The 25352-nt window shown below is 54.4% G+C and carries 24 protein-coding genes; 23 read left to right on the top strand and 1 reads right to left on the bottom strand.

What is annotated here, in order from left to right; genetic code table 11:
• Nucleotides 1-95 precede the first annotated feature (95 nt).
• The 6 genes from phrB to nei are packed head-to-tail and all read left to right on the top strand — an operon-like array spanning nucleotide 96 to nucleotide 5397.
• The gene (phrB, locus tag PYW49_RS07060; protein ID WP_320386071.1) at nucleotides 96-1508 is read left to right on the top strand and encodes a deoxyribodipyrimidine photo-lyase; all 1413 of its coding nucleotides are present in this window, start codon (nucleotides 96-98) and stop codon (nucleotides 1506-1508) included.
• 10 nt (nucleotides 1509-1518) lie between these two features.
• Nucleotides 1519-2262: a type 2 GTP cyclohydrolase I gene (locus PYW49_RS07055; RefSeq protein WP_134349111.1), complete on the top strand. Its 744-nt coding sequence runs from the start codon at nucleotides 1519-1521 to the stop codon at nucleotides 2260-2262.
• Between the two features lie 14 nt (nucleotides 2263-2276).
• The gene (gene pxpB, locus PYW49_RS07050; RefSeq protein WP_134349099.1) at nucleotides 2277-2933 is read left to right on the top strand and encodes a 5-oxoprolinase subunit PxpB; all 657 of its coding nucleotides are present in this window, start codon (nucleotides 2277-2279) and stop codon (nucleotides 2931-2933) included.
• Entirely contained in the window at nucleotides 2927-3859 is a 933-nt protein-coding gene (gene pxpC, locus PYW49_RS07045; RefSeq protein WP_320386070.1) for a 5-oxoprolinase subunit PxpC, read from the top strand. Before pxpB ends, pxpC begins: the two co-directional genes overlap by 7 nt.
• Nucleotides 3846-4583 (top strand): 5-oxoprolinase subunit PxpA, encoded by a 738-nt coding sequence (pxpA, locus tag PYW49_RS07040; protein WP_320386069.1) that lies wholly within the window; start codon nucleotides 3846-3848, stop codon nucleotides 4581-4583. The genes pxpC and pxpA overlap by 14 nt, the downstream gene beginning before the upstream one ends.
• A 22-nt stretch (nucleotides 4584-4605) precedes the next feature.
• On the top strand, nucleotides 4606-5397 hold the full coding sequence (nei, locus tag PYW49_RS07035; protein ID WP_320386068.1) for an endonuclease VIII: 792 nt from the start codon (nucleotides 4606-4608) through the stop codon (nucleotides 5395-5397).
• An 84-nt stretch (nucleotides 5398-5481) separates the two neighbouring features.
• Here nei and PYW49_RS07030 read toward each other — a convergent pair whose 3' ends face one another.
• Nucleotides 5482-6765: a citrate synthase gene (locus PYW49_RS07030; RefSeq protein WP_134349103.1), complete on the bottom strand. Its 1284-nt coding sequence runs from the start codon at nucleotides 6763-6765 to the stop codon at nucleotides 5482-5484.
• A 639-nt stretch (nucleotides 6766-7404) separates the two neighbouring features.
• On the opposite strand from PYW49_RS07030, the gene sdhC reads away from it, so the two are divergent.
• The 17 genes from sdhC to tolB all read left to right on the top strand — a co-directional run bounded on the left by sdhC (nucleotide 7405) and on the right by tolB (nucleotide 25349).
• Complete coding sequence (gene sdhC, locus PYW49_RS07025; protein ID WP_020684965.1) at nucleotides 7405-7809, top strand: succinate dehydrogenase cytochrome b556 subunit; 405 nt, start codon at nucleotides 7405-7407, stop codon at nucleotides 7807-7809.
• Nucleotides 7803-8150: a succinate dehydrogenase membrane anchor subunit gene (gene sdhD / locus PYW49_RS07020; protein WP_008501088.1), complete on the top strand. Its 348-nt coding sequence runs from the start codon at nucleotides 7803-7805 to the stop codon at nucleotides 8148-8150. The genes sdhC and sdhD overlap by 7 nt, the downstream gene beginning before the upstream one ends.
• A complete protein-coding gene (gene sdhA / locus PYW49_RS07015) occupies nucleotides 8150-9916 on the top strand; it encodes a succinate dehydrogenase flavoprotein subunit (protein WP_320386067.1) in 1767 nt (588 codons plus the stop codon). Before sdhD ends, sdhA begins: the two co-directional genes overlap by 1 nt.
• Before the next feature lie 15 nt (nucleotides 9917-9931).
• Nucleotides 9932-10648 (top strand): succinate dehydrogenase iron-sulfur subunit SdhB, encoded by a 717-nt coding sequence (sdhB, locus tag PYW49_RS07010; protein WP_010428707.1) that lies wholly within the window; start codon nucleotides 9932-9934, stop codon nucleotides 10646-10648.
• Nucleotides 10649-10886: 238 nt separating this feature from the next.
• Nucleotides 10887-13694 (top strand): 2-oxoglutarate dehydrogenase E1 component, encoded by a 2808-nt coding sequence (sucA, locus tag PYW49_RS07005; protein ID WP_320386066.1) that lies wholly within the window; start codon nucleotides 10887-10889, stop codon nucleotides 13692-13694.
• A 14-nt stretch (nucleotides 13695-13708) separates the two neighbouring features.
• Entirely contained in the window at nucleotides 13709-14929 is a 1221-nt protein-coding gene (gene odhB, locus PYW49_RS07000) for a 2-oxoglutarate dehydrogenase complex dihydrolipoyllysine-residue succinyltransferase (RefSeq protein WP_008501093.1), read from the top strand.
• A gap of 83 nt (nucleotides 14930-15012) precedes the next feature.
• Entirely contained in the window at nucleotides 15013-16179 is a 1167-nt protein-coding gene (sucC, locus tag PYW49_RS06995; RefSeq protein WP_023310791.1) for an ADP-forming succinate--CoA ligase subunit beta, read from the top strand.
• Nucleotides 16179-17048, top strand: a complete 870-nt coding sequence (sucD, locus tag PYW49_RS06990) for a succinate--CoA ligase subunit alpha (protein ID WP_008501094.1) — start codon at nucleotides 16179-16181, stop codon at nucleotides 17046-17048. The genes sucC and sucD overlap by 1 nt, the downstream gene beginning before the upstream one ends.
• Nucleotides 17049-17781: 733 nt before the next feature.
• A complete protein-coding gene (cydA, locus tag PYW49_RS06985) occupies nucleotides 17782-19350 on the top strand; it encodes a cytochrome ubiquinol oxidase subunit I (protein ID WP_134349112.1) in 1569 nt (522 codons plus the stop codon).
• Nucleotides 19351-19365: 15 nt separating this feature from the next.
• Complete coding sequence (cydB, locus tag PYW49_RS06980) at nucleotides 19366-20505, top strand: cytochrome d ubiquinol oxidase subunit II (RefSeq protein ID WP_134349106.1); 1140 nt, start codon at nucleotides 19366-19368, stop codon at nucleotides 20503-20505.
• A 14-nt stretch (nucleotides 20506-20519) separates the two neighbouring features.
• A complete protein-coding gene (cydX, locus tag PYW49_RS06975) occupies nucleotides 20520-20633 on the top strand; it encodes a cytochrome bd-I oxidase subunit CydX (RefSeq protein WP_003858598.1) in 114 nt (37 codons plus the stop codon).
• Nucleotides 20633-20923 (top strand): cyd operon protein YbgE, encoded by a 291-nt coding sequence (gene ybgE, locus PYW49_RS06970; RefSeq protein WP_010428735.1) that lies wholly within the window; start codon nucleotides 20633-20635, stop codon nucleotides 20921-20923. The genes cydX and ybgE overlap by 1 nt, the downstream gene beginning before the upstream one ends.
• Before the next feature lie 148 nt (nucleotides 20924-21071).
• Complete coding sequence (ybgC, locus tag PYW49_RS06965) at nucleotides 21072-21476, top strand: tol-pal system-associated acyl-CoA thioesterase (RefSeq protein ID WP_003858593.1); 405 nt, start codon at nucleotides 21072-21074, stop codon at nucleotides 21474-21476.
• On the top strand, nucleotides 21473-22165 hold the full coding sequence (tolQ, locus tag PYW49_RS06960; RefSeq protein ID WP_008501101.1) for a Tol-Pal system protein TolQ: 693 nt from the start codon (nucleotides 21473-21475) through the stop codon (nucleotides 22163-22165). Before ybgC ends, tolQ begins: the two co-directional genes overlap by 4 nt.
• A gap of 3 nt (nucleotides 22166-22168) precedes the next feature.
• Nucleotides 22169-22597: a colicin uptake protein TolR gene (gene tolR, locus PYW49_RS06955; protein WP_003858589.1), complete on the top strand. Its 429-nt coding sequence runs from the start codon at nucleotides 22169-22171 to the stop codon at nucleotides 22595-22597.
• A 28-nt stretch (nucleotides 22598-22625) separates the two neighbouring features.
• Nucleotides 22626-23927 (top strand): cell envelope integrity protein TolA, encoded by a 1302-nt coding sequence (gene tolA, locus PYW49_RS06950; RefSeq protein WP_320386065.1) that lies wholly within the window; start codon nucleotides 22626-22628, stop codon nucleotides 23925-23927.
• A 129-nt stretch (nucleotides 23928-24056) separates the two neighbouring features.
• A complete protein-coding gene (gene tolB, locus PYW49_RS06945) occupies nucleotides 24057-25349 on the top strand; it encodes a Tol-Pal system beta propeller repeat protein TolB (RefSeq protein ID WP_134349113.1) in 1293 nt (430 codons plus the stop codon).
• The last annotated feature ends 3 nt before the right edge of the window (nucleotides 25350-25352 follow it).

Here is a 25352-nt window from a genome sequence, read left to right as displayed (position 1 = left end):
CGTCTACACTTCATGGCAAAGTACAGTAAAAACCCGCCGCTTTTTCCTTTGGTGGCGTGCCCTTACGGACATAATGGATATTTGCCTGGAGTTTTATGCCCACCCATCTGGTTTGGTTTCGCGCGGACCTGCGCGTGCATGACAACATCGCTCTTGCGGCAGCCTGCCGCTCTCAGGATGCCAGAGTGCTGGCGCTGTTTATCGCCACGCCCGGACAGTGGCAGCAACATGATATGGCGCCGCGACAGGCGGCTTATCTCAACGCGCATCTCAACGATCTGCAATGCTCGCTTGCCGAAAAAGGCATTCCTTTGATTTATAAAGAGGTTAGTGATTTTGCCGCGCAGCTTCTGACGGTGCAGGAGATATGTCAGCAGAACCATGTCACGCATCTTTTTTATAACTATCAGTACGAAGTGAATGAACGCCAGCGGGATCGCCAGCTGGAAACATCACTGAAAGATGTACAGTGCCAGGGATTTGATGACAGCGTGATGCTGGCACCGGGCAGCGTCATGACCGGCAGTCATGAAATGTACAAAGTGTTTACGCCCTTTAAAAACGCCTTTGTTAAACGCCTTAAAGAGGCGCTGCCGGAGTGCGTGGCCGCACCCGCAGTCCGCGGGGAAGCGATAACGGACCTGCCGGAACTGACGTTTAATTATCCCCAGGCGGCGTTCGATGCGCTTCTGTTCCCCGAAAACGAAAAATCCGCTATCGCGAAGCTGCGCCAGTTTTGTAAACAGGGCGCGGGTGACTATGACGCTCGCAGGGATTTCCCGGCCATTGAAGGGACCAGCCGTTTATCCGCGTGCCTGGCGTTGGGCGTCCTTTCTCCTCGCCAGTGTTTACATCGTCTGCTGGCCGAGCAGCCTCAGGCGCTGGACGGTGGGGCCGGTTCGGTCTGGCTTAACGAACTTATCTGGCGCGAGTTCTATCGTCATCTGATGACGTATCACCCTGATTTATGTAAGCATCGTCCATTCATTCCCTGGACCGATAACGTAAAATGGCAGCACGATGAGGCGCTTTTACAGGCCTGGCAGAAAGGTGAAACGGGCTACCCCATTGTGGATGCCGCGATGCGCCAGCTAAATGAAACCGGGTGGATGCACAACCGTCTGCGAATGATTACCGCCAGCTTTCTGGTAAAAGATCTGCTTATCGACTGGCGTGTCGGGGAGCGCTATTTTATTTCTCAGTTGATAGATGGCGATCTGGCGGCGAACAATGGCGGCTGGCAGTGGGCCGCCTCTACCGGTACCGATGCGGCGCCCTATTTCCGGATTTTTAATCCCACCACCCAGGGGCAAAAATTTGACGCAGACGGCGACTTCATTCGCCGCTGGTTGCCCGCACTCAGGAATGTTCCTGCGAAAGCGATCCACGAACCGTGGACATGGGCGGATAAACAGGGCGTGAAGCTCGATTATCCCCGTCCGATTGTTGACCATAAACAGGCGCGCGTCGCCACGCTGGCAGCCTATGAAACCGCCCGCAAAGCTTGAGAGAGTCATGATGAAAAACAGCGAACTGGAAAGCCTGATTAACGAAAAACTGAACAGCACCGCCTTCAGCGATTACGGCCCGAACGGGCTTCAGGTTGAAGGACGTGAGACGGTGCAAAAAATTATTACTGGCGTGACGGCAAGCCAGGCGCTGCTGGACGAGGCTGTTCGTCAGGAGGCCGACGCGGTGATTGTCCATCACGGTTATTTCTGGAAAAACGAATCACCGATTATTCGCGGTATGAAGCGCAACCGCCTGAAAACGTTGCTGGCAAATGACATCAACCTGTACGGCTATCACCTGCCGCTGGATGCGCACCCGGAGCTGGGCAACAACGTACAGCTGGCGCAGCTACTGGGAATTACCGTGATGGGCGAAATTGAGCCGCTGGTGCCGTGGGGCGAACTGGCGATGCCGGTTCCGGGGCTGGAGCTGGCCTCATGGATCGAAGCGCGCCTCGGGCGTCGTCCACTGTGGTGCGGTGATACCGGACCGGATCTGGTGAAGCGTGTTGCCTGGTGCACCGGGGGCGGGCAGGGCTTTATCGATAGCGCAGCGCGCTTCGGTGTCGACGCGTTTATTACGGGTGAAGTCTCTGAGCAGACGGTTCACTCCGCCCGCGAGCAGGGGCTCCATTTCTACGCCGCAGGCCACCATGCCACGGAACGTGGCGGCATTCGTGCCCTCAGCGAGTGGCTGACGGAAAATACCGATCTGGATGTGACCTTTATTGATATCCCTAATCCGGCCTGATGAGAGGTAGTTAAGTGCAGCGAGCGCGTTGTTATCTTCTGGGTGAAACCGCAGTGGTACTGGAGCTGGAGCCGCCCGTTACGCTGGCCACACAGAAGCGTATCTGGCGGCTGACCCAGCGTCTGGCCGACATGCCTGAAGTGGTTGAGGCCATTCCGGGTATGAATAACATTACCGTCGTGCTGCGAAGCCCGCATACGCTGGCTCTGGATGCCATTGAACGTTTGCAGCGTTGGTGGGAAGAGAGTGAGGCGCTGGAGCCGGACTCCAGAACGATTGCGATCCCGGTGGTGTACGGTGGCGCGGGGGGACCCGATCTCTGCGTGGTCGCTCAGCACTGCGGGTTAACGGAAAAACAGGTTGTCGAGCTACACGCCTCCGTTGACTACGTTGTCTGGTTTTTAGGATTTCAGCCGGGCTTTCCGTATCTTGGTGGGCTTTCCCCGAGGCTGCATACGCCGCGTCGCGCGGAGCCGCGCCTGAGCGTGCCGGCAGGCACCGTCGCGATTGGCGGCGAGCAGACCGGCATTTATCCACTGGCTTCGCCTGGCGGCTGGCAGCTTATCGGACACACGTCCACGCCGTTATTTGAACCCGGTCAGGCATCGCCGGTCCTCCTGCGTCCTGGCGATACCCTCCGCTTTATCCCGCAGAAGGAGGGCGTATGTTAACGCTTATTCGTGCCGGGCTTTACACCTCCGTTCAGGATGCGGGCCGCTTTGGCATGCGCCAGTCTGGCGTGAGCTACTGTGGGGCGCTGGACAGGCCTGCGCTTGAGATTGCTAACGTGCTGGTGGGCAACCCCGGCAATACGGCTGCGCTCGAAATTACGCTGGGGCAGTGTGTCATTGAGTTTAGTCAGGAGACCTGGTTTGCGTTAACCGGCGCAGGGTGCGATGCCACGCTTGATGGCAAAGCGGTCTGGACCGGCTGGCGGCTGCGGGCGAAAGCCGGGCAGCGTTTAACGCTTAAGCGTCCTCTGCACGGGGTACGCAGCTATCTTGCGGTGGCGGGCGGTATTGACGTGCCGGAGGTGCTGGGCTCATCCAGTACCGATCAGAAAGCCGGTATTGGCGGTCACGAAGGACGCTTGTTGCGCGATGGCGATCGTCTGGCGATCAAGCCCTCTGCGCGTCACTTCTCGACGACTCAGGGCGTGAAGCAACTCCTCTGGGGAAACCAGATCCGCGCCTTACCGGGGCCGGAATATCATGAGTTTGACGAGGCCTCTAAAGAGTCCTTCTGGCGCTCGCCGTGGAAGCTCAGACCACAAAGTAACCGTATGGGGTATCGTTTGCAGGGGCAGCCGCTGACCCGCACGACTGACCGTGAATTGCTTTCACACGGTTTGTTGCCCGGCGTCATCCAGGTGCCGGGTAACGGTCAACCTATTGTGTTGATGAACGATGCGCAGACAACGGGTGGTTATCCGCGTATTGCCTGCATCATTGAGGCCGATCGCTATCATCTGGCGCAAATTCCCCTCGGACAGCCGATCCACTTCGTGCAATGTTCGCTGGAAGAGGCGCTAAAGGCGCGTCAGGATCAGCAGCGTTATCTGGAACAGCTGGCGTGGAGGCTAGATGGTAAAGATTGATTTAAACGCCGATCTGGGCGAGGGCGGCAGTGCCGATGCCCAACTGATGACACTGGTCTCTTCGGTCAATATCGCCTGCGGCTTTCACGCGGGTGATGCACAGATCATGCTGGAGAGCGTGCGCAATGCCCTTAAAAACGGCGTAGCGATTGGCGCTCATCCGAGCTTTCCCGACCGGGAAAACTTTGGCCGCACCGCGATGGAGCTGCCACCGGAGACGGTCTACGCCCAGATGCTGTACCAGATTGGCGCGCTGGAGGCGATTGTGCAAGCTCAGCAGGGCGTGTTACGCCACGTGAAGCCGCACGGCATGCTCTACAACCAGGCGGCGAAAGATCCCGCTCTGGCTGACGCCATTGCCCGCGCGGTACGGGATTGTAATCCGCAGTTGATACTGGTTGGCCTGGCGGGAAGCGAGCTTATTCGCGCCGGACAGCGTCTGGGGTTAACCACGCGTCAGGAAGTGTTTGCCGACAGAGGGTATTTGCCTGATGGCAGTCTGGTTCCCCGGACCCAACCCGGCGCGTTAATCACCGATGAATCTCAGGCGCTCGCGCAGACGCTTCAGATGGTGCGTGAGGGCAGAGTCAACGCGACTGATGGCTCAACGGCCAGCGTGCAGGCGGATACGATCTGTTTACACGGTGATGGCGAGCATGCGCTGCAGTTTGCGCGCCGCTTACGGGCGGCCTTTGCAGAACAGGGGATCCTCGTCAGCGCCTGACAATCACGATAAGGACAGAAAAATGCCTGAAGGCCCGAAGATCCGCCGCGCGGCGGATAGCCTCGAGGCGGCGATAAAGGGCAAAACCCTGACGGATGTCTGGTTTGCTTTTCCTCAACTGAAAGCGTTTGAAACACAGCTGGTGGGCCAAACGGTGACGCATATTGAAACGCGCGGAAAAGCGTTGCTTACGCATTTTTCCCATAACCTGACGTTATATAGCCATAACCAGCTTTATGGCGTCTGGCGAGTGGTTAATGCGGATGAGCAGCCGCAAACCACCCGCGTATTGCGCGTCAGGCTGCAAACGGCGGATAAAGCTATTCTGCTCTACAGCGCGTCGGATATAGAAATGTTAACGCCCGAGCAACTGCTTACGCACCCGTTTTTACAGCGGGTCGGGCCGGACGTGCTGGATATGCGCCTGACGGCGAGCGATGTCAAAGCCCGATTGTTATCACCCAAATTCCGCAACCGGCAATTTTCCGGGTTACTGCTCGATCAGGCGTTCCTGGCAGGGCTAGGTAACTATCTGCGGGTAGAAATTCTGTGGGAAGTGGGGCTGGCACCGCAGCACAAAGCGTCTCAGTTAAGCGATGAACAGCTGGAGGCGCTGTCCCATGCGCTGCTGGATATTCCGCGGCTATCCTATAACACGCGCGGCGTGGTGGATGAGAACAAGCATCACGGGGCGCTGTTCCGCTTTAAGGTGTTTCATCGGGCGGGAAAAAAGTGCGAGCGGTGCGGCGGGATTATCGACAGGATAATGCTCTCTTCACGACCGTTTTACTGGTGTCCACACTGTCAGAAATAAAAAAACCGGGTGGCGGCTACGCCTTACCCGGCCTACATTTCGCACTCGTAGGCCCGGCAAGCGTAGCGCCGCCGGGCATCTCTGTTAGCGTTTAATATCAGACTTAAAATCACGCTGCTCGTAGCCGGTGTACAGCTGGCGAGGACGCGCAATTTTCATGCCTTCGCTGTGCATTTCGTTCCAGTGCGCAATCCAACCTACGGTACGCGCCATCGCGAAGATCACGGTGAACATGGAAGACGGAATACCCATCGCTTTCAGGATGATACCGGAGTAGAAATCGACGTTCGGGTAGAGTTTCTTCTCGATGAAGTACGGGTCGTTCAGCGCGATGTGTTCCAGCTCCATCGCCACTTCCAGCAGGTCATCTTTGGTACCCAGCTCTTTCAGTACTTCATGACAGGTTTCACGCATGACGGTTGCGCGTGGGTCATAGTTTTTATAAACACGGTGACCAAAGCCCATCAGGCGGAAGGAATCATTCTTATCTTTCGCGCGACGCACGAATTCAGGAATGTGCTCAACGGTGCTGATCTCTTCCAGCATCTTCAGTGCTGCTTCGTTCGCGCCGCCGTGCGCCGGTCCCCACAGGGAGGCGATGCCCGCAGCGATACAGGCGAACGGGTTCGCGCCTGAAGAGCCTGCGGTACGGACGGTAGAGGTCGAGGCGTTCTGTTCGTGGTCAGCGTGGAGGATCAGAATACGGTCCATCGCGCGTTCCAGTACCGGGTTCACTTCATACTCTTCGCACGGCGTGGAGAACATCATGCGCAGGAAGTTACCGGCATATGAGAGGTCGTTACGCGGATACACAAACGGTTGACCGATAGAGTATTTGTAACACATCGCTGCCATGGTCGGCATTTTGGACAGCAGACGGAAGGCTGCGATATCACGGTGACGTGGGTTATTCACGTCAAGGGAGTCGTGGTAGAACGCCGCCAGCGCACCGGTAATCCCGCACATCACCGCCATCGGGTGAGAGTCACGACGAAACGCATGGAACAGACGGGTAATCTGCTCATGGATCATGGTGTGACGGGTCACGGTGGTTTTGAATTCATCGTATTGCGCCTGCGTCGGTTTTTCGCCGTTCAGCAGGATGTAGCACACTTCCAGATAGTTGGATTCGGTGGCTAACTGATCGATGGGGAAGCCGCGATGGAGCAGGATACCTTCGTCACCGTCAATGAAGGTGATTTTGGATTCGCAAGATGCGGTAGAGGTAAATCCAGGGTCAAAGGTGAATACCCCTTTGGAACCCAGCGTACGGATATCAATAACATCCTGACCGAGCGTGCCTTTTAGCACATCCAGTTCAATAGCATTGTCACCACCCAGGGTGAGCTTTGCCTTTGTATCAGCCATTTACGGTCTCCTTAGCGCCTTATGCTTAAGACTGCGCTTTACCGGATTTGCTTTCAGCTGTTAATCACCGTTACCAGATTGTTATTTGGCTTACCGCTCAGCTCACGAGGACAAACCAGGGTACAGAGCTATGGCGCCTTGCAGGTAAACGAATGAAATATCAGTGAAACAACAGCAAATCAGCGTTTTTGCAGTCCGAATTATTCAAACCTGTATATCACTAATAACTGTCCTGATAACTTCGGTCAATACCATCACACTGTTACATAACTATTTGTCAGGTGAAAGTGAGACCTCATAACTTTTGCGCATTATATGCCTTTTCTGATGACGTTTGTAACAATATTGTTTAACATTTGTCAAATCAGATGATTAAAAATTAAAAAGATGTTGTTATCGTGACCCTGATCACTGTTCCAGAGAAAACCCGACAAACTGTATGTAGGTTAATTGTAATGATTTTGTGAACGGCCTATACTGCCGCCAGGTCTCCGGAACACCCTGCAATCCCGAGCCACCCAGCGTTGTAACGTGTCGTTTTAGCATTTGGAAGCAATGTTTTGCATGACGCGCAGTTATAGAAAAGGAACGCTGCTTGACCCGCATCGCAGTCCGGAGGAAGGAAACAATAAGAACAGCATGTGGGCGTTATTCATGATAAGAAATGTGAAAAAACAAAGACCTGTCAATCTGGATCTCAAAACGATCCGGTTCCCTGTAACAGCAATAGCGTCCATTCTGCACCGTGTATCCGGTGTGATTACGTTTGTGGCGGTCGGTATTCTGCTGTGGTTACTGGGCACCAGCCTCTCTTCTCCTGAAGGATTCCTCCAGGCCTCTGCCATCATGAACAGCTTCTTCGTGAAATTTATCATGTGGGGCATTCTGACTGCGCTGGCGTACCACGTTGTTGTGGGTGTTCGCCATATGCTGATGGACTTTGGCTACCTGGAAGAAACGTTCGAAGCCGGGAAACGCTCCGCTAACATTTCATTTGTGATTACTGTCGTGCTTTCACTTCTCGCAGGAGTTCTCGTATGGTAAGCAACGCCTCCGCATTAGGACGCAACGGCGTACATGACTTCATTCTTGTCCGTGCTACCGCTATCGTTCTCACCCTTTACATCATCTATATGATCGGTTTCTTCGCCACCAGCGGCACGCTGACGTGGGAAATCTGGAGTGGGTTCTTCGGATCTGCCTTCACCAAAGTGTTCACCCTGCTGGCGCTGTTCTCCATCCTTATTCATGCCTGGATTGGTATGTGGCAGGTGCTGACCGATTACGTTAAACCTCTGGCGATTCGCCTCCCTCTGCAGCTGGCCATTGTTGTTGCTCTGGTGGTTTACGTTATTTATGGATTCGTTGTGGTGTGGGGTGTGTAATGAAACTGCCAGTCAGAGAATTTGATGCTGTTGTGATTGGTGCGGGTGGCGCAGGTATGCGTGCCGCACTGCAAATTTCCCAGAGCGGCCAGAGCTGTGCGCTGCTCTCAAAAGTGTTCCCAACCCGTTCCCACACTGTGTCTGCGCAGGGCGGTATCACCGTTGCGCTGGGTAATACCCACGAAGATAACTGGGAATGGCACATGTACGACACGGTAAAAGGTTCCGATTACATCGGAGACCAGGATGCCATCGAATATATGTGTAAAACTGGCCCGGAAGCGATTCTGGAGCTGGATCACATGGGCCTGCCGTTCTCCCGTCTGGAAAATGGCACCATCTATCAGCGTCCGTTTGGCGGCCAGTCGAAAAACTTCGGCGGCGAGCAGGCGGCACGTACCGCGGCAGCGGCTGACCGTACCGGTCACGCTCTGCTGCACACCCTGTATCAGCAGAACCTGAAAAACCACACCACCATCTTCTCCGAGTGGTATGCGCTGGATCTGGTGAAAAATGCCGATGGCGCAGTGGTGGGTTGTACCGCGCTGTGCATCGAAACCGGTGAAGTGGTTTACTTCAAAGCGCGTGCAACCGTGCTGGCAACCGGCGGTGCAGGGCGTATTTATCAGTCTACAACTAACGCCCACATCAACACCGGTGACGGCGTTGGTATGGCTATCCGCGCTGGCGTGCCGGTGCAGGATATGGAGATGTGGCAGTTCCACCCAACCGGTATCGCCGGCGCGGGCGTTCTGGTGACAGAAGGCTGCCGCGGTGAAGGTGGCTACCTGCTGAACAAACACGGCGAGCGCTTCATGGAGCGTTATGCCCCGAATGCGAAAGACCTGGCGGGTCGTGACGTGGTGGCGCGTTCCATCATGATCGAAATTCGCGAAGGCCGCGGCTGTGACGGCCCATGGGGTCCACACGCGAAGCTGAAACTCGACCATCTGGGTAAAGAGGTGCTGGAATCCCGTCTGCCGGGCATCCTGGAGCTGTCCCGCACCTTTGCACACGTCGACCCGGTGAAAGAGCCGATTCCGGTTATCCCAACCTGCCACTACATGATGGGCGGTATTCCGACCAAAGTGACCGGTCAGGCGCTGACCGTGAACGAGCAGGGCGAAGACGTGGTCATCCCAGGCCTGTTCGCGGTAGGCGAAATCGCCTGTGTATCCGTTCATGGTGCAAACCGCCTGGGCGGCAACTCCCTGCTGGATCTGGTGGTGTTTGGCCGTGCAGTCGGTCTGCATCTGCAGGAATCCATTGCCGAGCAGGGCGCGCTGCGTGACGCGACCGACGACGAAATTGATGCTTCTCTTGAGCGCCTCAACCGCTGGAACGGTAACCGTAACGGCGAAGATCCGGTGGAAATCCGTAAAGCGCTGCAGGAATGTATGCAGCACAACTTCTCGGTATTCCGTGAAGGTGACGCGATGGCCAAAGGTCTTGAACAGCTGAAAGCGATCCGTGAGCGTCTCAAAAATGCCCGTCTGGACGATACCTCCAGCGAGTTCAACACCCAGCGCGTGGAGTGTCTGGAGTTGGATAACCTGATGGAAACCGCGTTCGCGACCGCGATGTCGGCAAACTTCCGTACCGAAAGCCGTGGCGCGCATAGCCGCTTCGACTTCCCGGATCGTGATGACGAAAACTGGCTGTGCCATTCCCTGTATCTGCCAGAGTCGGAATCCATGACGCGTCGTAGCGTCAACATGGAACCGAAACTGCGTCCGGCGTTCCCGCCGAAGATTCGTACTTACTAATGCGGAGACAGGATAATGAAACTCGAATTCTCAGTTTATCGTTATAACCCGGATGTAGACGACGCTCCGCGTATGCAGGATTACACCCTGGAAGCGGAAGAAGGTCGCGACATGATGCTGCTGGATGCCTTAATGCAGCTGAAAGAAAAAGATCCAACGCTGTCGTTCCGCCGCTCCTGCCGTGAAGGGGTCTGTGGCTCTGACGGTGTGAACATGAATGGCAAAAATGGTCTGGCCTGCATCACGCCAATTTCAGCGTTGCAGCGTCCTGGCCAGAAAATTGTTATCCGTCCTCTGCCAGGCCTGCCGGTCGTGCGTGATTTGGTGGTAGACATGGGGCAATTCTATGCACAATATGAGAAGATTAAGCCTTACTTATTGAATAATGGGCAAAATCCACCTGCGCGTGAGCACTTACAGTCTCCTGAGCAGCGTGAAAAACTCGATGGATTGTACGAGTGTATTCTCTGCGCATGTTGTTCTACGTCCTGCCCGTCGTTCTGGTGGAACCCGGACAAGTTTATCGGCCCGGCCGGTCTGCTGGCTGCCTATCGCTTCCTGATCGATAGCCGCGACACCGAAACCGATAACCGTCTGGAAGGACTGAGTGACGCTTTCAGCGTATTCCGCTGCCATAGCATCATGAACTGCGTCAGTGTGTGTCCTAAGGGGCTGAACCCGACGCGCGCCATCGGCCATATTAAGTCGATGCTGCTGCAGCGCAGTGCGTAAGTAAAAACGCCGGATGGCGCTGCGCTTATCCGGCCTACGTAACAGTAGGCCCGGTAAGCGCAGCGCCACCGGGCAAATTGCAGAAACCTTTAAAAACTGCCCTGAAGTCTAGACAGTTTCTAAAGGTTCCTTCGCGGGCCAAATGAAAAGAGCTCGCAGGTGAACCCCGGCACGTACACGTGGTGTACGTGGTAGTTTCTACGGCGAAAGTAAGCATAAAAATGCTTAAGGGATCACGATGCAGAACGGCGCAATGAAAGCCTGGCTGGACTCTTCTTTCCTTTCTGGTGCGAACCAGAGCTGGATAGAACAGCTCTATGAAGACTTCTTAACCGATCCTGACTCAGTGGACGCAAACTGGCGTTCCATGTTCCAGCAGTTGCCTGGCACAGGGGTCAAACCGGATCAATTCCATTCCAAAACACGTGATTATTTCCGTCGTCTGGCGAAGGATGCCTCACGTTACTCTTCTGCGATTTCCGACCCTGACACCAATGCGAAGCAGGTTAAAGTCCTGCAGCTTATCAACGCTTATCGCTTCCGCGGTCACCAGCATGCGAATCTCGATCCGCTGGGACTGTGGCAGCAAGAACGTGTGGCCGATCTCGATCCGGCGTATCACGATCTGACCGAGGCCGATTTCCAGGAAAGCTTTAACGTAGGTTCCTTTGCCATCGGCAAAGACACGATGAAGCTGGGCGAGCTGATTAACGCGCTCAAGCAAACCTACTGCGGCTCCATCGGCGCGGAATACATGCACATTACCTCTACCGAAGAGAAACGCTGGATCCAGCAGCGTATCGAATCCGTAGCGGGCCATGCGACCTTCTCGGCTGACGAGAAAAAACGCTTCCTGAACGAACTGACTGCAGCTGAAGGGCTTGAGCGTTATCTCGGCGCGAAATTCCCGGGCGCAAAACGCTTCTCGCTGGAAGGCGGTGATGCGCTGGTGCCGATGCTGAAAGAGCTGATTCGTCACGCAGGCAAGAGCGGTACCCGTGAAGTGGTACTGGGCATGGCGCACCGTGGTCGTCTGAACGTACTGGTCAACGTGCTGGGTAAAAAACCGCAGGACCTGTTCGACGAATTCGCGGGCAAACATAAAGAACACCTCGGCACCGGCGACGTGAAGTACCACATGGGCTTCTCGTCGGATATCGAAACCGAAGGCGGTCTGGTTCACCTGGCGCTGGCGTTTAACCCGTCGCACCTGGAAATCGTCAGCCCGGTGGTTATCGGTTCCGTGCGTGCGCGTCTGGATCGTCTGGACGAGCCGAGCAGCAATAAAGTACTGCCAATCACCATCCACGGTGATGCGGCGGTAACCGGGCAGGGCGTGGTTCAGGAAACCCTGAACATGTCGAAAGCGCGTGGTTATGAAGTGGGCGGTACCGTTCGCATCGTGATCAACAACCAGGTGGGCTTCACCACCTCTAACCCGCTGGATGCGCGTTCTACCCCGTACTGCACCGACATCGGTAAGATGGTTCAGGCGCCGATCTTCCACGTTAACGCGGACGATCCGGAAGCCGTTGCTTTCGTGACCCGTCTGGCACTGGACTTCCGTAATACGTTCAAACGCGATGTGTTCATCGATCTGTTCTGCTACCGCCGTCACGGCCACAACGAAGCGGATGAGCCAAGTGCAACCCAGCCGTTGATGTATCAGAAAATCAAAAAACACCCGACGCCGCGCAAAATCTATGCTGACAAGCTGGAAAGCGACAAAGTGACGACGCTGGAAGATGCGACCGAAATGGTCAACCTCTACCGCGACGCGCTGGATGCGGGTGAATGCGTGGTGAAAGAGCTGCGCCCGATGAACATGCACTCCTTTACCTGGTCGCCGTACCTCAACCACGAGTGGGATGAGAGCTACCCGAACAAGGTCGAGATGAAGCGCCTGCAGGAGCTGGCTAAACGCATCAGCACCGTACCGGACGCTATCGAGATGCAGTCTCGCGTGCAGAAAATCTATGCTGACCGTCAGTCCATGGCGGCAGGCGAGAAGCTGTTCGACTGGGGCGGCGCGGAAACGCTGGCTTACGCGACGCTGGTTGACGAAGGCATTCCTGTTCGTCTGTCCGGTGAAGATGCGGGCCGTGGCACCTTCTTCCACCGTCACGCGGTTGTTCACAACCAGTCTAATGGTTCAACCTATACCCCTCTGCAGCACGTGCACAACGGCCAGGGCCAGTTCAAGGTCTGGGACTCCGTGCTGTCTGAAGAAGCGGTACTGGCATTCGAATACGGTTACGCCACCGCAGAACCTCGTACGCTGACCATCTGGGAAGCGCAGTTCGGTGACTTCGCCAACGGTGCGCAGGTGGTTATCGACCAGTTCATCTCTTCTGGTGAGCAGAAATGGGGCCGCATGTGTGGCCTGGTGATGCTGCTGCCGCACGGTTATGAAGGCCAGGGTCCGGAGCACTCCTCCGCGCGTCTGGAGCGTTATCTGCAGCTCTGCGCTGAGCAGAACATGCAGGTCTGCGTGCCGTCCACCCCGGCTCAGGTGTACCACATGCTGCGTCGTCAGGCGCTGCGCGGTATGCGTCGTCCGCTGGTGGTAATGTCGCCGAAATCCCTGCTGCGTCATCCGCTGGCGGTCTCCAGCCTGGATGAACTGGCTAACGGCACCTTCATGCCGGCCATCGGTGAGATTGACGAGCTGGATCCGAAAGCCGTGAAGCGTGTCGTAATGTGTTCTGGTAAGGTTTATTACGACCTGCTGGAACAGCGCCGCAAGAATAATCAGAAAGATGTCGCCATCGTGCGTATCGAGCAGCTTTATCCATTCCCGCATCAGGCGATGCAGGAAGTGCTGAAACAATATGCTCACGTACATGATTTTGTCTGGTGCCAGGAAGAGCCGCTTAACCAGGGCGCATGGTACTGCAGCCAGCATCATTTCCGTGAAGTGATTCCATTTGGGGCAGCCCTGCGTTACGCAGGTCGCCCGGCCTCCGCCTCTCCGGCGGTAGGGTATATGTCCGTTCACCAGAAGCAGCAACAAGATCTGGTCAATGACGCGCTGAACGTCGATTAATTAAAGGATACAAAATGAGTAGCGTAGATATTCTTGTTCCCGACCTGCCTGAATCTGTAGCAGATGCGACCGTCGCTACCTGGCACAAAAAACCAGGCGATGCCGTTAAGCGCGATGAAGTGCTGGTAGAAATCGAAACTGACAAAGTGGTACTGGAAGTACCGGCTTCGGCGGATGGCGTTCTGGACGCGGTGCTGGAAGATGAAGGCACAACCGTAACCTCTCGTCAGATCCTGGGTCGCCTGCGTGAAGGCAACAGCGCGGGCAAAGAGTCCAGCGCGAAATCTGAAGAGAAAGCCTCTACGCCGGCTCAGCGCCAGCAGGCTTCTCTGGAAGAACAGTCTAACGATGCCCTCAGCCCGGCGATCCGTCGCCTGCTGGCTGAACACAGCCTTGATCCGGCAGCCATCAAAGGCACCGGTGTGGGTGGTCGTTTGACCCGCGAAGACATCGACAAGCACCTGGCGAAAGCGCCTGCTCAGGCAGAAGCGAAAGCCCCTGCGGCGGCACCGGCAGCACAGCCTGCGCTGGGCGCCCGCAGCGAAAAACGTGTACCAATGACTCGCCTGCGTAAGCGTGTGGCCGAGCGTCTGCTGGAAGCGAAAAACTCCACCGCGATGCTGACCACCTTCAACGAAGTGAACATGAAGCCAATCATGGACCTGCGTAAGCAGTACGGTGACGCCTTCGAAAAACGTCACGGTATCCGTCTGGGCTTTATGTCCTTCTACGTGAAAGCGGTTGTTGAAGCGCTGAAACGCTATCCGGAAGTGAACGCCTCTATCGATGGCGATGATGTGGTTTACCACAACTATTTCGACGTCAGCATGGCGGTTTCTACTCCACGTGGCCTGGTGACCCCGGTTCTGCGTGATGTGGATACCCTGGGTATGGCTGACATCGAGAAGAACATTAAAGAGCTGGCTGTTAAAGGCCGCGACGGCAAGCTGACCGTAGACGACCTGACCGGCGGTAACTTCACCATTACCAACGGCGGCGTATTCGGTTCACTGATGTCTACCCCGATCATCAACCCGCCGCAGAGCGCGATCCTGGGTATGCATGCCATTAAAGATCGCCCTATGGCGGTTGACGGTAAAGTGGAGATCCTGCCAATGATGTACCTGGCGCTCTCTTACGATCACCGCCTGATCGACGGCCGCGAATCCGTGGGCTTCCTGGTTGCAATTAAAGAGCTGCTGGAAGATCCAACCCGTCTGCTGCTGGACGTCTAGTTTTGCAGTCTTGCCCGGCGGCGTATTGCTGCCGGGCCAATAAAAGCACGACCTAACGATTACCTGAAGGATGGATAGAACACATGAACTTACATGAATATCAGGCCAAACAGCTGTTTGCCCGGTATGGCTTACCGGCTCCGGTGGGTTATGCCTGTACTACCCCGCGTGAAGCAGAAGAAGCCGCATCTAAAATCGGTTCCGGCCCTTGGGTAGTTAAATGTCAGGTTCACGCTGGTGGCCGTGGTAAAGCGGGCGGTGTGAAGGTTGTTAAGAGCAAAGAAGAGATTCGCGCGTTTGCTGAACATTGGCTCGGAAAACGTCTGGTGACCTACCAGACAGATGCAAACGGCCAGCCGGTCAACCAGATCCTGGTTGAAGCAGCGACCGACATCGCAAAAGAGCTGTACCTGGGCGCGGTTGTTGACCGTAGCTCCCGTCGCGTGGTGTTCATGGCGTCTACCGAAGGCGGCGTGGAAATTGAAAAAGTGGCGGAAGAGACTCCGCACCTGATCCACAAAGTGGCTATCGATCCGCTGGCAGGCCCAATGCCTTACCAGGGGCGCGAGCTGGCGTTCAAACTGGGTCTGGAAGGTAAGCTGGTTCAGCAGTTCACCAAGATCTTCATGGGTCTGGCGAACATCTTCCTGGAACGCGATCTGGCGTTGATCGAGATTAACCCGCTGGTGATCACCACCCAGGGCGACCTGATCTGCCTCGACGGTAAACTGGGCGCTGACGGCAACGCGCTGTTCCGCCAGTCAGATCTGCGTGAAATGCGCGATCAGTCTCAGGAAGACCCGCGTGAAGCGCAGGCTGCACAGTGGGAACTGAACTACGTTGCGCTGGATGGCAACATCGGCTGCATGGTTAACGGCGCGGGCCTGGCAATGGGCACCATGGACATCGTTAAGCTGCACGGCGGTGAGCCAGCGAACTTCCTCGATGTAGGCGGTGGCGCAACCAAAGAGCGCGTCACTGAAGCGTTCAAAATCATCCTCTCTGACGACAACGTGAAAGCTGTTCTGGTGAACATCTTCGGCGGTATCGTACGTTGCGACCTGATCGCTGACGGCATCATTGGTGCGGTAGAAGAAGTGGGCGTTAACGTTCCGGTTGTCGTACGTCTGGAAGGTAACAACGCTGAACTCGGCGCGAAAAAATTGGCTGACAGCGGCCTGAATATTATTGCAGCGAAAAGTCTGACGGATGCAGCTCAGCAGGTTGTTGCCGCAGTGGAGGGGAAATAATGTCAGTTTTAATTAATAAAGATACCAAGGTTATCTGCCAGGGCTTCACCGGTAGCCAGGGGACTTTCCACTCCGAACAGGCAATTGCCTACGGTACGCAGATGGTTGGCGGTGTTACGCCAGGTAAAGGCGGTACCACGCACCTGGGTCTGCCAGTATTTAACACCGTGCGTGAAGCCGTAGAAGCGACGGGCGCAACCGCGACCGTTATCTACGTTCCGGCACCGTTCTGCAAAGACTCCATTCTGGAAGCGATCGATGCAGGTATTAAACTGATCATCACCATCACTGAAGGCATCCCGACGCTGGACATGCTGACCGTGAAGGTGAAGCTCGACGAAGCTGGCGTGCGCATGATCGGCCCGAACTGCCCGGGCGTTATCACCCCAGGCGAATGCAAAATCGGCATCATGCCGGGTCACATTCACAAGCCGGGCAAAGTGGGTATCGTTTCCCGTTCCGGTACTCTGACCTATGAAGCGGTTAAGCAGACTACCGATTACGGTTTCGGCCAGTCCACCTGTGTGGGCATCGGCGGTGACCCGATCCCGGGCTCTAACTTCATCGACATCCTGAAACTGTTCCAGGAAGATCCACAGACCGAAGCGATCGTGATGATCGGTGAGATCGGTGGTAGCGCGGAAGAAGAAGCGGCTGCTTACATTAAAGAACACGTGACTAAGCCGGTTGTGGGCTATATCGCGGGCGTGACTGCACCGAAAGGTAAACGTATGGGTCACGCAGGCGCGATTATCGCCGGTGGTAAAGGTACGGCTGATGAGAAATTTGCAGCGCTGGAAGCCGCAGGCGTGAAAACCGTTCGCAGCCTGGCGGATATCGGCGAAGCTCTGAAATCCATCATTAAGTAAGTCCTCTCTGCTCCCCGGAAGGGGGGCGTTGCAGTATAAAAATGTCCGTTTCGACATGGTTGGCCGCTGAGAAGCGGCCTTTTTTATTGCGTCCCGGACGTCATGCAATAGTCACAGATAGGTGTTAATTAGTAAGGCGTGAAAGGTAAAATTATTGTTATTTATTTAACTTAAAGAGAGTTGATGGAAAAAAACAGAAAACGCACTAAAATTTATGTCCTGAATAAATCAGCTATTCCGCGCTTCCTGAGTTAATAGAAATCACTTCTGTTTATATTAAACATTCGATTCGATAACCTTGGTTGTATTTTATATACATATCTTTAACATGGTTTTTACTATGTTCACTACATCAAAACACAATTAACATAACGGGTTGTTTTTGATTTAAATCAATGTTTAATGTTTGGAAAAACGCACCAAAAGGCGTTAAATTGTTCCCGATCAAAATGGCTGAAAAGTGGTAATTTTGCTATAAATTGATCGCCGTCGAAAAACGTAAATATGATTCAATAAAAACCTGTTTATTGTAAGGGTTTTGCAGCGTATTATATTTGCGGGATCAATTTGAATTTTTTATTAACGTATTTGTAACCTCACGTCATCGTTTTTATCCTCCTTTAGGGTAATAACGACGACAAGGATGCGAATAATTTGTATTGGGGCATGCGTGTGAATCTCTCTCTGACGGGGTTCACTCTCGGAGTCTTCATGCGATGAGCAAGGAGTCATGATGTTAGATATAGTCGAACTGTCGCGCTTACAGTTTGCCTTGACCGCGATGTACCACTTCCTGTTTGTGCCACTGACGCTCGGTATGGCGTTCCTGCTGGCCATCATGGAAACGGTATACGTTCTCTCCGGCAAACAGATTTATAAAGATATGACCAAGTTTTGGGGCAAGTTGTTTGGTATCAACTTCGCACTGGGCGTGGCAACCGGTCTGACCATGGAGTTCCAGTTCGGGACTAACTGGTCTTACTATTCCCACTATGTAGGGGATATCTTCGGTGCGCCGCTGGCTATTGAAGGTCTGATGGCCTTCTTCCTCGAATCCACCTTTGTAGGTCTGTTCTTCTTCGGCTGGGACCGTCTGGGTAAAGTCCAGCATATGGCAGTGACCTGGCTGGTCGCATTAGGTTCGAACCTGTCCGCGCTGTGGATCCTGGTCGCGAACGGCTGGATGCAGAACCCTATCGCGTCTGATTTCAACTTCGAAACCATGCGTATGGAGATGGTCAGCTTTGCTGAGCTGGTCCTGAACCCGGTTGCACAGGTTAAATTCGTTCACACCGTAGCTTCTGGCTATGTGTGCGGCGCGATGTTTATCCTGGGTATCAGTTCTTACTACATGCTGCGTGGTCGTGACTTCGCGTTTGCTAAGCGTTCCTTTGCTATCGCTGCAAGCTTCGGTATGGCTGCAATCCTCTCTGTTATCGTTCTGGGTGATGAATCCGGTTACGAAATGGGTGACGTGCAGAAAACCAAACTGGCCGCAATCGAAGCCGAATGGGAAACGCAACCGGCACCTGCTGCCTTTACGCTGTTCGGTGTTCCCGATCAGGACGCGCAGGAAAACCGCTTCGCTATTCAGATCCCTTACGCGCTGGGTATCATCGCAACCCGTTCAGTCGATAAGCAGGTAACGGGTCTGAAAGAGCTGATGGTTCAGCACGAAGAGCGTATTCGTAACGGTATGAAGGCCTACTCGCTGCTGGAACAGCTGCGCGCTGGCTCTACCGACCAGGCTGTTCGCGACCAGTTCAACACCGTGAAGAAAGATCTGGGTTACGGTCTGCTGCTGAAGCGTTATACCCCGAACGTTTCTGATGCGACGGAAGCGCAAATCCAGATGGCCACCAAAGACTCTATTCCGCGTGTTGCGCCGCTGTACTTTGCATTCCGTATCATGGTGGGCTGCGGCATCATCATGCTGCTGATCATTGCGGCATCCTTCTGGTCCGTGATTCGCAACCGCATTGGTGAGAAAAAATGGCTGCTGCGCACCGCGCTGTACGGTATTCCACTGCCGTGGATCGCTATCGAATCCGGCTGGTTTGTTGCGGAGTATGGCCGTCAGCCATGGGCGATTGGTGAGGTACTGCCAACGGCGGTAGCGAACTCTTCCCTGACAGCAGGCGACCTGATCTTCTCCATGCTGCTGATTTGTGGTCTGTACACCCTGTTCCTGGTGGCTGAACTGTTCCTGATGTTCAAGTTCGCGCGCCTTGGCCCAAGCAGCCTGAAAACCGGTCGCTATCACTACGAGCAGTCCACTGCGACTACTCAGCCGGCACGCTAAGACAGGAGTCATCAAATGATCGATTATGAAGTATTGCGTTTTATCTGGTGGCTGTTGGTCGGCGTTCTGCTGATCGGTTTCGCCGTCACGGATGGTTTCGACATGGGCGTAGGGATGCTCACCCGTTTCCTCGGTCGCAATGACACCGAGCGTCGAATCATGATTAACTCCATCGCCCCGCACTGGGACGGTAACCAGGTGTGGCTGATCACCGCAGGCGGCGCGCTGTTCGCGGCCTGGCCGATGGTCTACGCGGCTGCGTTCTCCGGTTTCTATGTGGCGATGATTCTGGTGCTGGCCTCTTTATTCTTCCGTCCGGTCGGTTTCGACTACCGTTCCAAGATTGAAGACACCCGCTGGCGCAACATGTGGGACTGGGGCATCTTTATCGGTAGCTTCGTTCCACCGCTGGTAATCGGCGTGGCGTTCGGTAACCTGCTGCAGGGCGTACCGTTCCACCTGGACGAATACATGCGTCTTTACTACACCGGTAACTTCTTCCAGCTGCTGAATCCGTTTGGTCTGCTGGCAGGTGTTGTAAGCGTGGCGATGATCATCACTCAGGGCGCAACCTATCTGCAGATGCGTACTGTAGGTGAACTGCACCTGCGTTCTCGCGCGACTGCTCAGGTTGCTGCGCTGGTTACGCTGGTCTGCTTCGCCCTGGCCGGCGTGTGGGTGGTGTACGGAATTGATGGCTACGTGGTGACGTCTGCTATCAACCATGCTGCGCCGTCTAACCCACTGACCAAAGAAGTGGCGCGTCAGGCGGGTGCATGGCTGGTGAACTTCAACACGACGCCTGCGCTTTGGGCTATTCCTGCTCTGGGTGTGTTGCTGCCGCTGCTGACCGTGCTGACGTCTCGTCTGGAAAAAGGCGCTCTGGCGTTCGTGTTCTCTTCACTGACGCTGGCGTGCATCATCCTGACCGCGGGTATTGCAATGTTCCCATTCGTCATGCCATCCAGCACCATGCTGAATGCTAGCCTGACCATGTGGGATGCGACCTCCAGCCAGCTGACGCTGAACCTGATGACCTATGTTGCTTGTGTGTTCGTACCGATTATCCTGCTCTACACCACCTGGTGTTACTGGAAAATGTTCGGTCGTATCACTAAAGAACATATCGAAAGCAACACCCACTCTATGTATTAAGTAAGGAGCTGAATATGTGGTATTTCGCATGGATTTTAGGGACGCTTCTTGCCTGTGCATTTGGTGTCATCACTGCCCTGGCGCTTGAGCACGTAGAAGCGACCAAAGCGGGTGAAGAAAAACACTAATGAATATTATCGCAACGTTATATGCGGTAATGGATAAGCGCCCGTTACGGGCGCTTTCTTTAGTGATGGCATTACTGCTGGCAGGTTGTATTTTCTGGGACCCTTCGCGCTTTGCAGCGAAAACCAGCGAGCTTGAAATCTGGCACGGCTTCCTCATTATGTGGGCGGTGTGCGCAGGTGTGATCCACGGCGTGGGCTTTCGTCCGAAAGCCGTTCACTGGCAGGGAATTTTTTGCCCGCTCATTGCCGATCTGGTGCTTCTCGCTGGATTGATTTTCTTCTTCTTCTGAATAAGAAATGTCCGTTAACGTTATGGGCTTACCCTAGCCCATAAAAATTTACTCTCCGTTTACTTTCTCCCATTCCCAACCCTCTTTCCCGCGCGTATAGTAGCGAAGTTTAAAAGCTCTAACTTTTGTTGCATTACTGGGATGTAAAGTGAATACAACGCTGTTTCGATGGCCGGTTCGTGTCTATTACGAAGATACCGATGCCGGTGGTGTGGTTTACCACGCCAGCTACGTTGCTTTTTATGAACGGGCACGCACAGAGATGCTGCGCCATCATCACTTTAGTCAACAGGTGCTGTTGGCTGAGCGAGTTGCCTTCGTGGTACGCAAGATGACGCTTGAGTATTTTGCGCCTGCCAGACTCGACGATATGCTCGAAGTCCAAACTGAAATTACATCAATGCGCGGGACCTCACTGGTTTTCACGCAGCGGATAGTCAACGCAGAGAACACTGTACTGAACTCAGCTGAAGTACTGATTGTTTGTGTTGATCCAACCATAATGAAGCCTCGTGCGCTTCCTAAGTCTATTGTCGCGGAGTTTAAGCAGTGACTGACATGAATATCCTTGATTTGTTCCTGAAGGCAAGCCTTCTGGTTAAACTTATCATGTTGATTTTGATTGGTTTTTCAATCGCATCCTGGGCCATTATCATCCAGAGAACGCGTATCCTCAATGCCGCTGGCCGTGAAGCTGAAGCGTTTGAAGATAAGTTCTGGTCGGGTATTGAGCTTTCTCGTCTGTATCAGGAAAGCCAGGGACGCCGTGAAAACCTTACTGGCTCCGAGCAAATTTTTTATAGCGGTTTCAAAGAGTTTGCCCGTCTGCATCGCGCAAACAATCATGCGCCGGAAGCGGTCGTTGAAGGTGCCTCGCGTGCGATGCGTATCTCGATGAACCGTGAGCTGGAAAACCTCGAAACGCATATTCCTTTCCTCGGCACAGTAGGTTCCATCAGCCCGTATATCGGCCTGTTTGGTACCGTGTGGGGGATCATGCACGCCTTTATCGCGCTTGGCGCGGTGAAGCAGGCGACGTTGCAGATGGTTGCCCCGGGCATTGCAGAAGCACTGATTGCGACCGCTATCGGTCTGTTTGCGGCAATCCCGGCGGTTATGGCTTATAACCGTCTGAACCAGCGCGTGAACAAACTGGAACTGAACTACGACAACTTTATGGAAGAGTTCACTGCGATTCTGCACCGTCAGGCGTTTACCAGCACCGAGAGCAACAAGGGGTAAACCATGGCCAGATCGCGTGGACGAGGTCGTCGCGAGCTCAAGTCCGAAATCAATATTGTTCCACTGCTGGATGTCCTGTTGGTACTGCTGCTGATCTTTATGGCGACAGCGCCAATCATTACCCAGAGTGTGGAAGTGGATCTGCCGGATGCGACAGAATCACAGGCGGTGAGCACCAATGACGATCCTCCGGTTATCATTGAGGTTTCCGGCGTAGGGCAATACAGCGTAGTGGTAGAAAAAGATCGTATGGATCAGCTTCCACCCGAGCAGGTTATTGCTGAAGCGCAGCGTCGCCTGGAGTCAAATCCGAAAACGGTCTTCTTAATCGGTGGCGCGAAAGACGTACCATACGATGAAATTATTAAAGCACTGAACTTGCTACATAGTGCGGGTGTTAAGTCAGTTGGCTTAATGACTCAACCTATTTGATCATCCGCGTAGTTTTTGGGAACCGATAGTGTCAAAGGCAACCGAACAGAACGACAAGCTTAAGCGAGCGATAATCGTCTCCGCAGTGCTGCACGTTATTCTCTTTGCAGCGCTGATCTGGAGTTCGTTCGACGAGCATATTGATGCATCAGGCGGCGGTGGGGGATCCTCCATCGATGCCGTTATGGTGGATCCTGGTGCGGTAGTGCAGAACTATAATCGCCAGCAACAGCAGCAGGCGAGTGCAAAACGTGCGGAAGAGCAGCGTGAAAAACAGGCGCAACAGCAAGCGGAAGAACTGCGTGAAAAGCAGGCCGCAGAGCAGGAACGTCTGAAGCAGCTTGAGAAAGAACGTTTGCAGGCGCAGGAAGCCGCGAAAGAGCAGGCAGAACAGCAGAAACAAGCCGAAGAGGCCGCGAAGAAAGCACAGGAACAGCAAAAGCAGGCGGAAGAGGCGGCAGCAAAAGCCGCGGCGGACGCCAAAGCGCAGGCTGATGCCCAGGCAAAATTAGCGGCCGAAGCGGCGAAGAAAGCCGCTGCTGATGCTCAGAAGCAAGCTGAAGCGGAAGCCGCGAAAAAAGCCGCTGCTGACGCCCAGAAGAAAGCCGAAGCGGAAGCCGCGAAGAAAGCGGCTGCTGATGCCCAGAAGAAAGCTGAAGCAGAAGCGGCGAAGAAAGCCGCTACTGATGCTCAGAAGAAAGCTGAAGCCGAAGCCGCGAAGAAAGCCGCTCAGGAAGCAGAGAAGAAAGCTGCTGCCGAGGCTGCGAAGAAAGCGGCCGCCGCTGAGAAAGCTGCTGCAGAAAAAGCGGCAGCAGCAGAAAAAGCCGCCGCTGACAAAAAAGCTGCAGCTGAGAAGGCCGCTGCCGATAAGAAAGCTGCGGCTGAAAAAGCGGCTGCGAAAAAGGCTGCCGCCGCTGAAAAAGCCGCAGCAGCTGCCGGTGTTGACGATCTGTTGGGCGACCTGAGTTCTGGTAAGAATGCGCCGAAAACTGGCGGTGGGGCGAAAGGTAGTGGTCAGCCGTCGAAAGACAGTGGCACCTCTGGTGCTAACGGTGGTGCGACAGGTGCAGATATCAGCGCTTACGCTAAGCAGATCCAGGTTGCGATTCAGAATCGCCTGTTCGATGCGGGTCTTTATCAGGGCAAGCAATGCGTATTGCATATCAATCTTGAGCCGGACGGTAGATTGAAAAATGTGACGTCTGAAGGTGGCGATCCTGCGCTTTGCCAGGCAGCGTTGGCCGCAGCAAGATCGGCGAACATTCCTAAACCGCCTAACGAGGCTGTTTATGAAAAGATAAAAGATGCCAAACTAGACTTTAAGCTGTAACCACTCTTCTCACAGAAGAATGAAAAACAGTCTATTGTCGTAACCAGGCTTTAGTAGTTTTGTGTATTTGGGTTTGTTAACATTCTGCTAAATTATCGTGGGTAAGGTTACCCGGATAAGGGAGATATGATGAAGCAGGCATTACGTGTAGCATTTGGTTTTTTAATGCTGTGGGCAGCAGTACTGCACGCAGAAGTACGTATCGAGATCACCCAGGGGGTGGACTCGGCACGCCCAATCGGTGTTGTTCCGTTCCAGTGGGCCGGTCCTGGCGCTGCACCTGAAGATGCCGGTGGCATCGTGGCGGCTGACCTGCGTAACAGCGGTAAATTCAACCCGTTAGATCGTTCTCGTCTGCCTCAGCAGCCGGGTAGCGCGCAGGAAGTACAGCCTGCGGCATGGTCTGCACTGGGTATTGATGCCGTGGTTGTGGGTCAGGTTACCCCTAACCCGGACGGTTCTTACAACGTGGCGTGGCAGCTGGTTGATACCGGCGGTGCACCTGGTACCGTACTGGCACAAAACTCTTATAAGGTCACTAAACAGTACCTGCGCTATGCGGCACACGCAGCCAGCGATGCGGTATTCGAAAAACTGACCGGCATCAAAGGTGCATTCCGTACCCGTATTGCTTATGTGGTACAGACCAACGGTGGTCAGTTCCCGTATGAGCTGCGCGTATCTGACTACGACGGCTACAACCAATTCCTGGTGAAACGTTCTTCACAGCCTCTGATGTCTCCAGCCTGGTCTCCGGATGGCTCTAAACTGGCCTACGTAACCTTCGAAAGCGGACGTTCTGCGCTGGTTATCCAGACGCTGGCTAACGGTGCTGTTCGTCAGGTGGCGTCGTTCCCTCGCCACAACGGTGCGCCTTCGTTCTCTCCGGACGGGTCTAAATTGGCCTTTGCGCTGTCTAAAACCGGTAGCCTGAACCTGTACGTGATGGACATTGGCTCTGGTCAGATCCGTCAGGTGACCGATGGTCGTAGCAACAACACCGAACCATCATGGTTCCCGGACAGTCAAAACCTGGCGTTTACCTCTGACCAGGCTGGCCGTCCACAAATCTATAAAGTAAACATTAACGGCGGTGCTCCGCAGCGTATTTCCTGGGAAGGTTCTCAGAACCAGAACGCAGACGTGAGCAGCGACGGTAAATTTATGGTAATGGTGAGCTCCAACGGTGGGCAGCAGCACATTGCCAAACAAGATCTGGTAGCGGGTGGCGTTCAAGTTCTGTCGTCAACGTTCCTGGATGAAACGCCAAGTCTGGCACCTAACGGCACTATGGTAATCTACAGCTCTTCTCAGGGGATGGGATCTGTGCTGAATCTGGTTTCTACAGATGGGCGTTTCAAAGCGCGTATTCCGGCAACTGATGGACAGGTAAAATCACCTGCCTGGTCGCCGTATCTGTAAATA

Source organism: Enterobacter chinensis (assembly GCF_034008295.1).
GTDB classification, from domain to species: domain Bacteria; phylum Pseudomonadota; class Gammaproteobacteria; order Enterobacterales; family Enterobacteriaceae; genus Enterobacter; species Enterobacter chinensis.
This window is presented reverse-complemented; position numbering and strand designations above follow the sequence as displayed.

What these genes read in the sequence shown, in the direction of transcription:
- phrB (WP_320386071.1), top strand. Translation starts at nt 96, where the DNA reads ATGCCCACCCATCTGGTTTGGTTTCGCGCGGACCTGCGCGTGCATGAC.
- PYW49_RS07055 (WP_134349111.1), top strand. Translation starts at nt 1,519, where the DNA reads ATGAAAAACAGCGAACTGGAAAGCCTGATTAACGAAAAACTGAACAGC.
- pxpC (WP_320386070.1), top strand. Translation starts at nt 2,927, where the DNA reads ATGTTAACGCTTATTCGTGCCGGGCTTTACACCTCCGTTCAGGATGCG.
- pxpA (WP_320386069.1), top strand. Translation starts at nt 3,846, where the DNA reads ATGGTAAAGATTGATTTAAACGCCGATCTGGGCGAGGGCGGCAGTGCC.
- nei (WP_320386068.1), top strand. Translation starts at nt 4,606, where the DNA reads ATGCCTGAAGGCCCGAAGATCCGCCGCGCGGCGGATAGCCTCGAGGCG.
- PYW49_RS07030 (WP_134349103.1), bottom strand. Translation starts at nt 6,765, where the DNA reads ATGGCTGATACAAAGGCAAAGCTCACCCTGGGTGGTGACAATGCTATT.
- sdhC (WP_020684965.1), top strand. Translation starts at nt 7,405, where the DNA reads ATGTGGGCGTTATTCATGATAAGAAATGTGAAAAAACAAAGACCTGTC.
- sdhD (WP_008501088.1), top strand. Translation starts at nt 7,803, where the DNA reads ATGGTAAGCAACGCCTCCGCATTAGGACGCAACGGCGTACATGACTTC.
- sdhA (WP_320386067.1), top strand. Translation starts at nt 8,150, where the DNA reads ATGAAACTGCCAGTCAGAGAATTTGATGCTGTTGTGATTGGTGCGGGT.
- sdhB (WP_010428707.1), top strand. Translation starts at nt 9,932, where the DNA reads ATGAAACTCGAATTCTCAGTTTATCGTTATAACCCGGATGTAGACGAC.
- sucA (WP_320386066.1), top strand. Translation starts at nt 10,887, where the DNA reads ATGCAGAACGGCGCAATGAAAGCCTGGCTGGACTCTTCTTTCCTTTCT.
- odhB (WP_008501093.1), top strand. Translation starts at nt 13,709, where the DNA reads ATGAGTAGCGTAGATATTCTTGTTCCCGACCTGCCTGAATCTGTAGCA.
- sucC (WP_023310791.1), top strand. Translation starts at nt 15,013, where the DNA reads ATGAACTTACATGAATATCAGGCCAAACAGCTGTTTGCCCGGTATGGC.
- sucD (WP_008501094.1), top strand. Translation starts at nt 16,179, where the DNA reads ATGTCAGTTTTAATTAATAAAGATACCAAGGTTATCTGCCAGGGCTTC.
- cydA (WP_134349112.1), top strand. Translation starts at nt 17,782, where the DNA reads ATGTTAGATATAGTCGAACTGTCGCGCTTACAGTTTGCCTTGACCGCG.
- cydB (WP_134349106.1), top strand. Translation starts at nt 19,366, where the DNA reads ATGATCGATTATGAAGTATTGCGTTTTATCTGGTGGCTGTTGGTCGGC.
- cydX (WP_003858598.1), top strand. Translation starts at nt 20,520, where the DNA reads ATGTGGTATTTCGCATGGATTTTAGGGACGCTTCTTGCCTGTGCATTT.
- ybgE (WP_010428735.1), top strand. Translation starts at nt 20,633, where the DNA reads ATGAATATTATCGCAACGTTATATGCGGTAATGGATAAGCGCCCGTTA.
- tolR (WP_003858589.1), top strand. Translation starts at nt 22,169, where the DNA reads ATGGCCAGATCGCGTGGACGAGGTCGTCGCGAGCTCAAGTCCGAAATC.
- tolB (WP_134349113.1), top strand. Translation starts at nt 24,057, where the DNA reads ATGAAGCAGGCATTACGTGTAGCATTTGGTTTTTTAATGCTGTGGGCA.